The organism is Sphingomonas sp., assembly GCF_035758555.1.
In the GTDB taxonomy this organism is placed as follows: domain Bacteria; phylum Pseudomonadota; class Alphaproteobacteria; order Sphingomonadales; family Sphingomonadaceae; genus Sphingomonas_B.
Genome location: NZ_DASTXI010000241.1, coordinates 1 through 13,113, shown reverse-complemented (window position 1 = coordinate 13,113; position 13,113 = coordinate 1). Strand labels below are relative to the sequence as shown.

The 13,113-nt window shown below is 66.2% G+C and carries 13 protein-coding genes and 1 pseudogene; 5 read left to right on the top strand and 9 right to left on the bottom strand.

Annotation, left to right across the window (positions count from 1 at the left end):
* The 4 genes and pseudogenes from VFT73_RS14395 to glmM form a co-directional block, all read right to left on the bottom strand.
* Nucleotides 1-158, bottom strand: a pseudogene (locus VFT73_RS14395) (ribonuclease HII); the annotation flags it as partial.
* Between the two features lie 85 nt (nt 159-243).
* A complete protein-coding gene (thiD, locus tag VFT73_RS14390) occupies nt 244-1,059 on the bottom strand; it encodes a bifunctional hydroxymethylpyrimidine kinase/phosphomethylpyrimidine kinase (RefSeq protein ID WP_326412642.1) in 816 nt (271 codons plus the stop codon).
* Entirely contained in the window at nt 1,059-1,283 is a 225-nt protein-coding gene (locus tag VFT73_RS14385; protein WP_326412640.1) for a DUF1272 domain-containing protein, read from the bottom strand. The genes thiD and VFT73_RS14385 overlap by 1 nt, the downstream gene beginning before the upstream one ends.
* Nucleotides 1,284-1,379: 96 nt before the next feature.
* Entirely contained in the window at nt 1,380-2,717 is a 1,338-nt protein-coding gene (gene glmM, locus VFT73_RS14380) for a phosphoglucosamine mutase (protein WP_326412638.1), read from the bottom strand.
* 50 nt (nt 2,718-2,767) lie between these two features.
* On the opposite strand from glmM, the gene VFT73_RS14375 reads away from it, so the two are divergent.
* A complete protein-coding gene (locus tag VFT73_RS14375; protein WP_326412636.1) occupies nt 2,768-3,763 on the top strand; it encodes an aldo/keto reductase in 996 nt (331 codons plus the stop codon).
* A 22-nt stretch (nt 3,764-3,785) separates the two neighbouring features.
* Here VFT73_RS14375 and VFT73_RS14370 read toward each other — a convergent pair whose 3' ends face one another.
* The 5 genes from VFT73_RS14370 to VFT73_RS14350 form a co-directional block, all read right to left on the bottom strand.
* Entirely contained in the window at nt 3,786-4,463 is a 678-nt protein-coding gene (locus VFT73_RS14370) for an NnrU family protein (protein WP_326412634.1), read from the bottom strand.
* Between the two features lie 98 nt (nt 4,464-4,561).
* Nucleotides 4,562-5,860, bottom strand: a complete 1,299-nt coding sequence (locus VFT73_RS14365) for an amidohydrolase family protein (protein ID WP_326412632.1) — start codon at nt 5,858-5,860, stop codon at nt 4,562-4,564.
* Nucleotides 5,857-7,254, bottom strand: a complete 1,398-nt coding sequence (locus VFT73_RS14360; RefSeq protein WP_326412630.1) for an amidohydrolase — start codon at nt 7,252-7,254, stop codon at nt 5,857-5,859. The genes VFT73_RS14365 and VFT73_RS14360 overlap by 4 nt, the downstream gene beginning before the upstream one ends.
* Before the next feature lies 1 nt (nt 7,255).
* Nucleotides 7,256-9,265, bottom strand: a complete 2,010-nt coding sequence (locus VFT73_RS14355) for a peptide MFS transporter (protein WP_326412628.1) — start codon at nt 9,263-9,265, stop codon at nt 7,256-7,258.
* A 91-nt stretch (nt 9,266-9,356) separates the two neighbouring features.
* A complete protein-coding gene (locus tag VFT73_RS14350) occupies nt 9,357-10,259 on the bottom strand; it encodes a M48 family metallopeptidase (protein WP_326412626.1) in 903 nt (300 codons plus the stop codon).
* A gap of 52 nt (nt 10,260-10,311) precedes the next feature.
* Between VFT73_RS14350 and VFT73_RS14345 the strand changes: the two genes are divergently transcribed.
* From VFT73_RS14345 to VFT73_RS14330, 4 genes are read left to right on the top strand one after another with little or no spacing between them, the layout of a single operon-like run.
* A complete protein-coding gene (locus tag VFT73_RS14345; RefSeq protein ID WP_326412624.1) occupies nt 10,312-10,884 on the top strand; it encodes a nitroreductase in 573 nt (190 codons plus the stop codon).
* A gap of 32 nt (nt 10,885-10,916) precedes the next feature.
* Nucleotides 10,917-11,258, top strand: coding sequence for a GntR family transcriptional regulator (locus VFT73_RS14340; protein ID WP_326412622.1), 342 nt, complete (start codon nt 10,917-10,919; stop codon nt 11,256-11,258).
* Between the two features lie 19 nt (nt 11,259-11,277).
* On the top strand, nt 11,278-12,087 hold the full coding sequence (locus VFT73_RS14335) for a class I mannose-6-phosphate isomerase (protein WP_326412620.1): 810 nt from the start codon (nt 11,278-11,280) through the stop codon (nt 12,085-12,087).
* Nucleotides 12,088-12,147: 60 nt separating this feature from the next.
* Nucleotides 12,148-12,906 carry a metallophosphoesterase gene (locus VFT73_RS14330; RefSeq protein ID WP_326412618.1) on the top strand — a complete coding sequence of 253 codons (759 nt, stop codon included), beginning with the start codon at nt 12,148-12,150 and terminating at the stop codon, nt 12,904-12,906.
* Nucleotides 12,907-13,113 lie beyond the last annotated feature (207 nt).

The following is a 13,113-nucleotide window of genomic DNA, read 5'->3' as shown; positions in this document are numbered from 1 at the left end:
AGCTTCTTCGAATCGTCGATGCCGCGAGGGATGCCCTTTTCCGGCAAGATCACCGCCGCGGCCACGACCGGGCCGGCCAGCGGCCCACGCCCCGCTTCGTCGACGCCGACGACGGGTCCGGGATGAGTGAGTTCGAGTTTACGGGAAGGTCGGGCCATTTGTCGGCGTTGTAAAACCAGCCGGAGAAGAAAGGGAGGCCTTCGACAAGCTCAGGCCAAACCGAATTGGGGATAACCCACGCTTCTATCCCTCAAGCTGCTCATACGGGTTATGCCCCAGATTGTGCCCGATCGGCCCATGCCCCTGGCCCAGGCCCGGCGCGGCGAGGATTGCGATGCGGACGAAGCGAACTGCCTGTTGGAACGCTTCCTCGATCGACATGCCCGCGCCCAGGCCGGTCGCCAGCGCGCTTGCCAGCGTGCAGCCGGTGCCGTGGGTGTCGTCGGTGTCGAAGCGCTTGCCTTCCAGGCGCGTAATCTCGCGGCCATTGGGCGCGAGCACGCGATCCGTGATATAATAGCCTTCGGCGTGGCCGCCCTTCACCAGCAGGTGGCAGCCATGCGCCAGAACCGCTTCCTCGCCGCCCAGCGCCTCCAGTTCGGGGAGGTTGGGCGTCACGATCGACGCGGTGCGCATCAGCTTCTCAAACGCGGCGATCGTCCGCGCGTCGGCCAGCTCGGATCCGCTGGTCGCCACCATGACCGGATCGAACACGATCGGGACGTGAAGCTCCGAAAGCCGCTCCGCCACCGCCTCGGCGGTCTCGGGGGAGCCGATCATGCCGATCTTGACCGCGTCGATACCGATATCACTGACGACGCTGTCGATCTGCGCGACCACCATATCGGTCGGGATTGGATGAATGGCCTGCACGCCCAGCGTGTTCTGCGCCGTCACCGCGGTGATCGCGGTCATCGGATGGCCGCCGAGCATCGTCACGGTCTTGATGTCCGCCTGGATGCCGGCGCCGCCGCCGCTGTCCGATCCGGCGACGATCAGGATGCGGGGCGTCAGCTGCTCGTCCCAATGGCTCGACGAACTGGGTTCGGGTTCGTCCATCAGCCCTTGAACTTCCGTTCGGTGCTGGCCGGATGCTTTTTCAGCGCCGCGCCGAGCCGGCTCGGCCGGTCGATCAGCTCGCCGCCGCAATTGGGGCAGCGTTCGTCCATCTCGTCCGCGCATTCGGCGCAGAAGGTGCATTCGAACGAGCAGATGAACGCGCCATGCGCATCGGCCGGCAGGTCCGCACCGCACCGCTCGCAATCGGGCCGCATCTCAAGCATTCAAAGCTCCGTTCGCTTCGAGCGCAGTCGAGAAGCGCTGCTGCGGGCTGGACCGTTTCTCGACTTCGCTCGAAACGAACGGCGGAAAGGTGATCATCACGCCGCCTCCGCGACCGCGGCGCAGATGCGCTCGACCACCGTCTTCACCTGCGCCTCGTCGTCGCCCTCGGCCATCACCCGGATCAGCGGCTCGGTACCGGACGGGCGGATGACGAGGCGGCCGCGGCCGTTCAGCTCGGCTTCGGCGTCGGCGATCGCGGCCTTCACGCGTGCATCCTCCAGCGGTGCGCCGCCGGCGAAGCGGACATTCTTCAACAGCTGAGGCACCGGATCGAACAGGTGCAGAAGCTCGCTCGCCGGTTTCCGCGACTGAACCAGCTCGGCGAGGATCTGCAGCCCGGCCATCAGCCCGTCGCCGGTCGTCGCATGGTCGGACAGGATGATGTGCCCCGATTGCTCGCCGCCGACATTGAAGCCGCCGCTCCGCATCCGTTCGAGCACATAGCGATCGCCCACCTTGGTGCGCTCCAGCGCCAGCCCGTCCGCGGCCAGGCGGCGTTCCAGCCCCAGGTTCGACATCACCGTCGCGACCAGGCCGCCGCCCTTCAGCAGCCCCTTGCGCGCCCAGCTCGTCGCGATCAGCGCCATCAGCTGGTCGCCGTCGATCACGCGGCCGGTCTCGTCGACGACGATCAGCCGGTCGGCATCTCCGTCGAGCGCCAGGCCGATATCGGCCCCGCTCGCCACCACCGTCTCGCACAGCACCTGCGGCGCGGTGGAACCGCAGCCGGCGTTGATGTTGGTGCCGTTGGGCTCGACGCCGATCGGCACCACTTCCGCGCCCAGTTCCCACAAAGCTTCGGGCGCAACCTTGTAGGCGGCGCCGTTCGCGCAATCGACGGCGATCTTCAGCCCTTCGAGCCGCAGCCCTTCCGGAAAGCTCGACTTGACCGCGTGGACGTAGCGACCCTGCGCATCGTCGACCCGGCGCGCGCGGCCGGTGCGATCGGCGGGCGCGAGTACCGGCTGCGCCTCGATCAGCCGCTCGATCGCCAACTCGTCCTCGTCCAACAGCTTGTATCCGTCGGGGCCGAACAGCTTGATGCCGTTATCGGCGAAGGGATTGTGGCTGGCGGAGATCATCACGCCCAGATCGGCGCGCATCGAACGAGCAAGCATCGCGACCGCCGGCGTCGGCATCGGCCCGACCAGCACCACGTCCATTCCCACGCTGGTGAAGCCCGCAACCAGGGCCGGCTCAAGCATATAACCCGAAAGCCGCGTGTCCTTGCCGATCACGACGCGGTGGATATGCTCGCCCCGCACGAAATGCGCGCCGGCCGCCATGCCGACCTTCATCGCCATCTCGGCCGTCATGGTCGGGGTATTTACCCGGCCGCGAATGCCGTCCGTTCCGAAATATTTCCGTGTCATTCCACGTCCAATAAGCTCATGAGAACTCCCCTAGCGCGAAGGAGGCGGCGGTGAAATATCGGACTCTGGGACAAGGGCTGGAAGTCTCCGCGATCGGGATCGGCTGCATGCCGATGGTTCATGGCGGCAACATCAATTACGGCGGCGGCGGGAATGCCGAAGAAGGCGTTGCGACGATCCACCGCGCGATCGACCTGGGCGTCACATTCTTCGACACGGCCGAAATCTATGGCCCGTTCCAGAACGAGGAGCTGGTCGGCGAAGCGATTTGCGGCAAGCGGGACAGGCTGGTCATCGCGACCAAGTTCGGCTTCCGGTTCGAAGGGGGCCGGATCGTGGGCGTCGACAGTTCGCCCGCCAACATCCGCCGGGCCTGCGAAGGATCGCTGAAGCGGCTCGGGATCGACACGATCGACCTCTACTATCAGCACCGCGTCGACCCGAACGTGCCGATCGAGGAAACGGTCGGCGTGATGGCGGAGCTGGTGAAGGAAGGGAAGGTCCGGCATCTCGGCCTGTCCGAAGCCGGTGCGCAGACGATCCGCCGCGCGCATGCCGTCCATCCGATCACGGCGCTGCAGAGCGAATATTCGCTGTGGGAACGCGGCGTCGAGGACGAAATCCTGCCGACCTGCAAAGAGCTTGGCATCGGCTTCGTGCCCTATTCGCCGCTCGGCCGCGGTTTCCTGACCGGTCAGATCAAGAGCCGCGCCGACCTGCCCGCCGACGATTGGCGCCAGAGCGATCCGCGCTATTCGGAAGAGAATTTCGGCGCGAACCTGAAGATCGTCGACGCGATCCGCGCGGTCGCCGATCGCAAAGGGGTCAGCCTCGCCCAGATCGCTCTCGCCTGGCTGATCGCGCAGGGCCCACACGTGGTACCGATCCCAGGCGTGAAGCGCCGCGCGACACTGGAGGATTCCGTGAAGGCGGCCGAGGTCGAGCTGTCCTCGGCAGACCTGGACGAACTCGAAGCGGCCATCCCTCCCGACGCAGTCCAGGGCCCACGCTACCGCGAGCAAGGCATGCGGATGGTCCGGCTGTAACTCTCCCGCGTCGGGAGAGGGTTCAGCCCCACACGCCAACCGCCGGCGTGCCGAGCAGCGGGTGCAGGCGGGTCGCGACCAGCCACAGGACGAGGCCGCCAAGCATCACACCCCAGCCGGGCCACCAGGCGCGCGACGGCGACGGGCCCGAAAATGGCACGAACGCCGTCTTCGCGCGCCATGCCGGCCAGAAGTCCGGCTGCAGCTTTGATTTCTTCGCGTCCTGCCCAGCCGCACCGGCAAGTGCGAGCAGCGCCATGCCGGCAGCCAGCACCAGCACCGACGGCTGCGGCCAGACAAGCGCATGCGCGAAAGCCCACAACGCAAAGCTCCACATCATCGGATGGCGCGTGACCGCAAACACGCCGCGCGGCTCGCGATCCTGAGGACGCATGCCTGGCAGCGCCGGATTGCCGATCAGCGACCCGACCAGAAGGATGCTCGCGACCAGCATCACCGCACCGGCGAACCACCACGCCCATTGCGGCGCGGTCCAGAGAAACGGCTCTGGCCCGACAGTCAGCATCGCCCAGACCACCCAGCCGAGTGTGACGAAGCTGACCAGCGTATAAAGGCCGAGAAACCCGCGCTGGCCCAGCCGCGCCACCAATGGCGCCCGCGAAGGGTGCGACATCAGCAGATGCGTGCCGACGAACGCAGCCACAGCCGCAATGACTTGCGCAACAGGCGTCACGCTCATCCCTCGTCACCCCATCCTTCAGCCGGGGCCCACCTTACCTCGTCTGCAAAAAAGAAGAAGGTGGATGCCGGATCAAGTCCGGTATGGCGAAAAACAGGTCAGCGCTCGTACGCCTTGGGCAAAGCCCCTTCCTCCGGCCGGGCGTAGCGGTCGCGGAGTTTCGTCTGGCGGTCGACCATCGGCTGTTCGACGCCGTCGATCCAGACCCGGTCGGCATTGCTCGACAGCTCGAGCGGGTCCCCGTCCCACAGCACCACGTCCGCGCGGCGGCCGGGGCGCAGCGAGCCGAGCTCGCCGCCCAAACCGAGCGCATCGGCCGGGCCCGACGTGATCGCCGCCAGCGCATCGCCCCAGCTGAGGCCAGCGGCGCCCGGAATCCTGGTCAGCGCGACCAGATTGCCGGCATATTGCGGGGAAAGCCGGGCCTGGCGGGCATCGTCGTCATTGTTCATGCCGATCGACACGCGCACGCCGGCCGCCTTCATCCTGCCCACGTTCGACTGCGTCGCCGCAAGCTGCTCGAATGCCGCCGGCAGGTCGGTCAGCGCATTGGCGATGACCGGCACGCCTGCCGCCGCGATCTCGCGCGCGACTGTCCAGCCCTCCGCTGCGCCGACGATCACCAGCTTCAGCGCCGGATATTCCTGCTTCAGCTTCAGCACGTTGCGGATATCGGTCGCGCTTTCGACATGGACCAGCAGTGGCATCTTGCCGGTCACGACCGGCACCAGCGCCGCGGCATCGGCGCGCGTCAACAGCGAATCCTTGGTGTCGCCGTCATACGCTGCGGGATTGCGGGCATAACGCTGCGCTGCCTCCAGCGACTGGCGGAATTGCAGATAGGCCGCGGGGCGGCTGCCGCCTGCTTCCTGCGCGCCGTCCTCGCCCAGCTCCACGAACTGGAACGCGCGCGGCACCGTCACCGCCTCCGGATCGGCGCCGGTGTCGATCACCGCGCCTTGCCCGGCGAAGATCATGTTCGCGGTCGACGGCGACACGATCGCGCGGGTGACGCCGCCCAGCCGGCTCACCGCGATCGCTGACACGCGGGGATTGATCCCCGGCACCACGTCGATCGCCGCCGAATAGGGCGAGCGGCGCGCGACGGTGTCGTTGGTCTGGTCCACGGCATCGACCTCGACCAGCCCCACGCGCGTGAATCCGGCAACGAAGCCCGGCGCGACCCATTTACCGGTCGCGTCGATCGTCTTTGCGTCTGCAGGCACGGCCACGCCTTGCCCGGCCGCAACGATGCGCCCGTCGCGGATCACGACCGTGCCGTTCTGGATCGGCGCCGATCCGTCTCCGATGGCAACCGTGCCGCCGGTGATTGCGATGGTTTGGGCCGCAACCGGGGCGGCAAGCAGGGCGGCGCCCAACAGCAACAGGGCCTTCACTTCACATCTCCCTCGCCCGGCTGGCCGAGCTCGAAATCGCTAACGGGGCGACGCCTCGGATCGAGCGCGTCGTACATTAATGCGCCGTCGATCCAGACCTTTTCGGGCCGGGTGTAGACGCTGAACGGATCGCCGTTCCACAGCACCACATCGGCCATCTTGCCGGGCTTCAGGCTTCCCGTCCGGTCGTCGATGTGCAGCGCTTTCGCCGGATTGATGGCCAGCCATTCCCAGGCGACTTCGTCGGGAATGTTGATCCCCATCCGGCGGCCGTCGGCAAGCGCCTTCGCCGCTTCCTGGTTCAACCGCTGGATGCCGTTGGCATCGTCGGAATGGGTGATCGTGCACACGCCGGCATTCTGGAGCAGCGGCATGTTCTCGTTGATCGCGTCATAGGCTTCCATCTTGAAGCCCCACCAGTCGGCCCACACCGCTGCGCAGACGCCGTTCGCCTTCAGAAGGTCGGCGATCTTATAGGCTTCGACGGCGTGATGGAACGCGGTCACCTTGTAGCCGAACTCCTTCGCCATATCCATGACGATGGCCATCTCATCGGCACGGTAGCAGTGGTTCTGGACCAGGATGTCGCCCGCCAGCACGCCGGCCAACGTGTCCATCGCAAGGTCGCGTGCAGGCGGCTCGCCGCCGTCGCGCTCATATTTTTCCCATCGCCGCTTATATTCCTGCGCCTTGGCCCAGGTCTGGCGGTCGACGGCGATGTTGCCCATGCGGGTCGAGGGCATCTGGTTGCGCGAACCATAGACGCGCTTGGGATTCTCGCCGCACGCCATCTTGAGGCCATACGGCGCGCCCGGGAATTTCATAGCCTGCACGGTCCGCGCAGCGACGTTCTTCAGCACGACCGAGCGGCCGCCGAACAGGTTGGCGGAGCCGGGAAGAATCTGCAGCGTCGTCACGCCGCCATTCGCCAGCGCACGGCTGAAGCCCGGATCCTGCGGCCACACGCTGTGTTCCGCCCAGACCTCCGGCCGCACTGGGCTGGTCGCCTCGTTGCCGTCCGACAGCGCCTGGACCGACGGCGACGGATAGTCGCCAAGATGACTGTGGATGTCGATCACGCCCGGCGTCACCCATTTGCCGGTGCCGTCGATCGTCGTTACGCCCGCCGGCGCGTTCACCGTCTGACCGACGGCGACGATCTTGCCGTCGGCGAACAGCACCTGCCCGCGGTCGATGCGTCCGCCTTCGCCGTCATAGATGGTGACGTTCGTGACCAGCGTCGGCACGCCCGGATAGGCGTGATACGTCGAGGGATACGGGTCCTGCGCATACGGAAGCGGCACTCTTTCCGCCGAAGCCGTTTGCGGCTTGGCCGTTGCCGACGCGCAGCCGGCCAGCGCGAGCGCCGCGCTCGCCAAAAGCAAAAACCGCATTCTACTTCACTCCGTGCATCAGATATTTGAGCGGGAAGGCGAGGATCAGCAGGACGACGCCGATGCCGACTGCGATCCAGCCGATGGTGGTGAACACGCCGAGATAGGTTTCGAGGCTCACCTTCAGGTTGGTGACCTGCCCGCCAACCGTTTCCACCGAGGCGACCTGTGCGACTGCGCCCGCGACATATTGCGCAACGGAGATCGACAGGAACCACACGCCCATCATCAGGCCGACGATCCGCGCGATCGACAATTTGGTGATCATGCTGAGGCCGACCGGCGAGATGCAGAGCTCCGCGATCGAATGGATCAGATAGAGACCCGCGAGCCAGGCAAGGCCGACCTGATAGTTCGCTCCGGCAAAGCTCGCGCCCCAGACCAGGAACAGGAATCCGGCGCCGACGCCCATCAGCGCGAGGCCGAACTTGATCGGGATCGGCGGCTCCAGCCCGCGCTTCGCCAGCACGTTCCAGAGCACGCTCATCAGCGGCGCCAGAATCACGATGAACAGCGCGTTGAAGATCTGCGTCTGCCCGGCAGGCATCACATAGACGGGCTGGCTACCGAAACCGCCGAGCCGGGCAAAGTGCATGCCGACGAACGCGACTACAGCGATCACGGCCGTCGCAATCCCCATTTTCCGGCGCGTGGCCGGTTCCTCGCCCCAGGCGAAGAACCAGAAGGCAAGCCAGGCGATGCCGCCGATGATCGCGGCGAAGAACAGGTAATAGGTTATCGGGTTCGCACGGAATGCCGCGAACAGCGGCGCCGTCCAGCCGATCTCCAGCACGGTATTGCGCTCGGCGAACAGGGTCAGCGACGATCCCGCCTGCTCGAACAGTGTCCAGAAGACCACGTTGAACACGATCAGCACCATCGCCGCGACCATCATCTGGAATTCGGTCCGGCTGCCCTTCGCGAACGACCACATCAGGATCGCGGGCACGCTGATCAGGAAGGTACCGAACAGGAACTTACCCATGATCGGCAGCGACGTCACATAGCCGACGATGCCCGAGCCAGCCGGCGGCTCGACATAGTTCATCAGGTTCCAGAACAGGAAGATCGCCAGCGGCACTGCCAGCAGGGCACAGCCGTAGATGACGAAATCCTTGTTCGCCGGGGCGTTGGCGGGGCGCTCGCCATAGCCTTCGAGCCGCCCGCCATCGAATTGGAACAGCGCCCAGGAACAGGTCATGCCAAGCGCGGCGAGGCCGAAGCCGGCCCACCAGCCGACCGATACCGCCAGCAGCGGACAGAAGAATTGGGAGATCAGCGAGCCGAGATTGATCCCCATGTAGAAGATCGTGAAGCCCGCATCGCGCCTGCGGTCGCCTTCATCGTATAGCGTGCCGACGATCGTCGAGATGTTCGGCTTGAAGAACCCGTTGCCGACCGTCACCAGCGACAGGCCCAGCAGCAGCACGAACACGAAGAAGGAGGAGCGGTCGCCGCCGGATTCGAACTTGTCCGGCGCGACGCGGCGCGCCTCGGCGCCGTCCGCTGCCATAAGCGAGACCGACTTGTCCTCATTGCCCTTGATCAGCAGCTTCTCGGTTCCGACCGTCACATAACGCTGCTCGGCTCCGCGCTCGCCCTCGACACTGACTTCATAGCGCTGGCCGTCGATCGTCGCGAACGGCTTCGCCGCCTGTCCGCCGAAGCACATCGTGAAATAGCCGAGCGCCATCAGGATCGCGCCGAATTTCACCGATCGCTTCGAGCCGAGATACTGGTCCGCGATCAACCCGCCGACGAGCGGGGTCAGATAGACCAGCGCGGTGAAGCCGCCATAGATGCCGGTCGACGTCTGGTCGCTGAACAGGAAGTGGTTGACCAGGTACAGCGTCAGGATCGCCCGCATGCCGTAATAGCCGAAGCGTTCCCACATCTCGGTGGTGAACAGCCGCTTCAGCTGGCGGGGGTGATCGAACCACGTGTCGCCGTCCGATCGGCTCACATGGGATGATTGCGGCTCGAATGTCTCGTCCGCGTTGACGTTGACCATGCGGATCCTCTTCCCAAGGCATGAGGGCCGCTTATGCGGCCCGATTGGGGCGAGACCCTAGCGTCGAAATCCGCGCTGTGAAGTACAGTTGTTACGGAAGAGGCACTTCCCCGGCCGCCTGCTGCGCCTTGATCCGCGCGATTTCCGCCTCCGCACGCGCGGCACGGTCGCGCCAGCCTGGATGCGTACCGTCGCTGAACAGATAATCGGTCTTCGGCCCCCAGCGGCGCCAGAAGCCGGGGGCGACAGCCGGGTCATAGCCGGCGCGGGCCATCAGATAGAGCGCCCAGCGATCGGCCTCCCGTTCGCGTTCGCGGGTCCGCTTGCCGCTCCGGTCCTCGCCGGCGATCCGCTGTGGCGGATGGCCTTTGTTGTGGCCCAGGATGTTGTGCGCGAATTCGTGTGCGAGCACCAAGGCAAGGTCGTCGTCGCCAGGGGTAAAGGATACGATCTCGGCCGATACCGTTACTCGCGCGCCGTCGCTGCTTGCCGCGCGCAGCCCGCGCCCGCGACCGATCAGGAACTCGCTCGCGCAACCCCGCTCCGGCATGATCCTGAGCGTGACCGACCGCCCGTCGCGCTCGACCGTGACCGTCGCGGCTCCTTGCGCCATCGCCCGCTCGATGACGTCCTGACGCTTGCGCGACGCATCCGGAGAGGCCGCGGGTAGCATCTGGCCGCCCACTGCGACGAGTCCGTCGCCGACCTCGACGCCCGCCTGCGCCGCCGCGCTGTCCGGCTCCACGGCAATGATCGTCGGATTGTCGCCAAGGCTGAGCGCCGCCCGCACCTCGTCTCGCACCGCTGGCGCGAATTGCTCGGCGTCCTCGATGGTCCAGCCGGGATTGCTGATGGTTCCCGCGCACAGGCCCGCGCTGGCTTTGGCGAGCCTGCGGCCGATCGTGACGAGCCGGGAGTCCGCCGCCGCCAACGCTTGCAGCGAGGCAGCGTCGAGCGTGGGAGCCGCAGCGGCCAACATCAACGCGAACAACATAGCCCTTCCTTAGCGGCTTGATCGCAGCCCGCCAGCCGCCCAGATGCGGCGCATGTTCAACGACCTCTCCTCACCCGCCGCGCTGCTGGCCACGCGCCGCTCGGGCAAGCCGCGCGATATGGTGGCGCCGGGTCCGAATCCGGACCAGCTCCGCGCGATCCTGTCTGCCGCAATGCGCGTTCCCGATCACGGCAAGCTTGCGCCGTGGCGGATCGTTGTCATCGACGACCGGGATTCGTTCGCGGTGCTGCTGCAGAATTCCTTCCGTGCCCAGCGTGGCGTTCCCGAGGCCGACGATGTGTCTGCGATCGACCAGTTCGCGAAACAGGCGCCGACGCTGGTCGCCATGTTGTCGACGCCGGTCGAACCCAGCAAGATTCCGCTTTGGGAGCAGCAGCTCTCCTCCGGCGCCCTGTGCATGAACCTGGTCGCGGCCGCGAGCGCACACGGATTCGTCGCCGGCTGGCTGACCGGATGGGCGGCTTACGACCCTCACGTGCTGAAGGCGCTCGGCGGCGGCGCAAACGACCGGATCGCCGGATTCGTCTTCATTGGTTCGCCCGGTCGCCCGCTGGAGGAGCGTCCCCGGCCCGTTTACGACGAAATCGTGCGTCATTGGCCTTGACGTGCGCGGCTGTGTTAGGGCACTAATCCAGCATGGCTGCTGCCGATCGCCCCGTTTACCTTCAGCTCCGCGACCGCATCGCCGAAGCGATTCTGGAAGGCCGCTATCGTGAAGGCGACATGCTGCCGTCGGTGCGCGCGTTTGCGGCCGAACAAGGCGCCAATCCGCTGACCGTCGCCAAGGCCTATCAGCTGTTCCAGGAGGAAGGGCTGATCGTCGTCAAACGGGGTGTCGGCATGTTCGTTGCTGACGGCGCCAACAAGCGACTGCTCGACCGCGAGCGCCGCGCTTTCCTTGACGAGGAATGGCCCCGCATCCGCCAGGTGATCGAGCGGCTGCACATCGATCCCGCCGAACTGTTCGAGCGCGCCTGACACCGCTAAGGGCGCCGGCATGACTGCCATGCTCCTCCCGACCCGGCGCGTCGCCAAACCCTGGGGCCGGCGCAAGCTGTGGCCGGGCTTTGACGATGCTGCGCGCGATGAGGGTCCGATAGGCGAAATCTGGTTTTCCTCGGCGCAAAGCGATGACCCCGAGCTGCTGGTCAAATATCTGTTCACCAGCGAAAAACTGTCGGTGCAGGTGCATCCGGACGACGAAGCGGCACGCGCCCGCGGTTATCCGTGGGGCAAGGACGAGGCCTGGCTGGTGCTCGCCGCCGAGCCGGAGTCGACGATCGCGCTCGGGCCGAAGCGGCCCGTCTCAGCCGAAGAGCTGCGCGCAGCCGCTGAAGACGGTAGCATCGTCGATCTGCTCGACTGGCGGCCGGTAAAGGCAGGCGATTTCATCTATTCGCCTGCGGGGACCGTCCACGCGATCGGGGCGGGCCTGACGGTCGTCGAAATCCAGCAGAACCTCGATCTCACTTACCGGCTCTATGATTATGGCCGCCCGCGGGCTCTGCATCTGGATGACGGCGTTGCCGTTTCGTCGCTCGAGCCTTTCAACGGATCGGTTTCGACCGCACGCGCAGGACTGCTCGCCGACGGCCCCAAGTTCACGGTCGAGCGATTCGAAGGCGGCGATCACGCTATCGACTTGCAGGGCGGCACCGGCTGGCTCGTGCCCGTCACGGGAGTCGGTCAGGTCCAGGGACAGCAGCTGCAGGCGGGGCAGTGCTGGTCGCTGACCGGGCGGGTCGAGCTCAGCCTTGGCCCTCAGGCCACCGCATTGCTCGCCAGTCCCGGCCCGGCGCGCCGCTGATCATCTGGCGTTCAGCGTCCGAGGGACTATATCGCGCGCTTCGCATCCGTTCCGACTCAGATGGTATTGAAACTCCTTCGCCGCGCGATCGAACCCGCACCGCCCGCCGCCCGGGTGCCGGCGGACACGCGCGTCTATGCGATCGGGGACATTCACGGACGGCTCGATCTGCTCGACCGGTTGCTGTTCAGCATCGAGGCGGACGACCGCGCACGCGACGCTATGGGCTCGCAGCTCATCTTTCTTGGCGACCTCGTCGACCGCGGTCCCAATTCGGCCGGCGTCGTCCAGCGCGCGCTTGAGCTGAAGCAGAGCGGGCGCCCGGTCCGTTTCCTGATGGGCAATCACGAGGAAGTCTTCCTGAAAGCGCTCGGCGGCAGCCTTGAGGCGCTGCGTTTCTTCGTGAAGATCGGCGGGCGCGCGACAATTCTCAGCTACGGCTTCGATGCGGCCGAATATGACCGACTGGAGTATGACGATCTGCTGCCCAGGCTGATCGAACGCGTGCCTGCCGAGCATGTGGAGTTTCTGAAAAGCTTCGAGGAGCAGATCGCGATCGGCGACTATCTGTTCGTCCACGCCGGCATCCGCCCGCGCGTGCCGCTGGAGGAACAGTCAGGCGGCGACCTGCGCTGGATCCGCTCCGAGTTCCTCGATTTCCGCGGCGACCACGGCGCGGTGGTCGTGCACGGCCACACCATCACCGATCAGGTCGAGGAGCGCGCGAACCGCATCGGCATCGATACCGGCGCCTTCGCCTCCGGCCGCCTGACGGCGCTGGGGCTGGAAGGCGGCGAGCGCTGGTATCTGTCGACCTAGGGTGTGTACTCGTATCCTGCGCACCTCCCACCGTGACCCCTGCGTGACGGGGCGTATTTTGGCCTGTGGATAGGAGCGAGGAGGGCGCGATGCGGGACATCGCAACCGACGAGCGACGCCGCCGCAGCCAAAAGACGCCCCGCCCCGCAGGGGTCACGGTGGGAGGTGCGCTGGATACGAGTACACACCCTAGGTCGACAGATACCA

Bases quoted from the DNA above. Each gene is read 5' to 3' on its own strand.
- VFT73_RS14345 (WP_326412624.1), top strand. From the start codon at position 10,312: ATGTTCAACGACCTCTCCTCACCCGCCGCGCTGCTGGCCACGCGCCGC.
- VFT73_RS14350 (WP_326412626.1), bottom strand. From the start codon at position 10,259: ATGTTGTTCGCGTTGATGTTGGCCGCTGCGGCTCCCACGCTCGACGCT.
- VFT73_RS14355 (WP_326412628.1), bottom strand. From the start codon at position 9,265: ATGGTCAACGTCAACGCGGACGAGACATTCGAGCCGCAATCATCCCAT.
- VFT73_RS14335 (WP_326412620.1), top strand. From the start codon at position 11,278: ATGACTGCCATGCTCCTCCCGACCCGGCGCGTCGCCAAACCCTGGGGC.
- VFT73_RS14340 (WP_326412622.1), top strand. From the start codon at position 10,917: ATGGCTGCTGCCGATCGCCCCGTTTACCTTCAGCTCCGCGACCGCATC.
- thiD (WP_326412642.1), bottom strand. From the start codon at position 1,059: ATGGACGAACCCGAACCCAGTTCGTCGAGCCATTGGGACGAGCAGCTG.
- glmM (WP_326412638.1), bottom strand. From the start codon at position 2,717: ATGACACGGAAATATTTCGGAACGGACGGCATTCGCGGCCGGGTAAAT.
- VFT73_RS14385 (WP_326412640.1), bottom strand. From the start codon at position 1,283: ATGCTTGAGATGCGGCCCGATTGCGAGCGGTGCGGTGCGGACCTGCCG.
- VFT73_RS14330 (WP_326412618.1), top strand. From the start codon at position 12,148: ATGGTATTGAAACTCCTTCGCCGCGCGATCGAACCCGCACCGCCCGCC.
- VFT73_RS14360 (WP_326412630.1), bottom strand. From the start codon at position 7,254: ATGCGGTTTTTGCTTTTGGCGAGCGCGGCGCTCGCGCTGGCCGGCTGC.
- VFT73_RS14370 (WP_326412634.1), bottom strand. From the start codon at position 4,463: ATGAGCGTGACGCCTGTTGCGCAAGTCATTGCGGCTGTGGCTGCGTTC.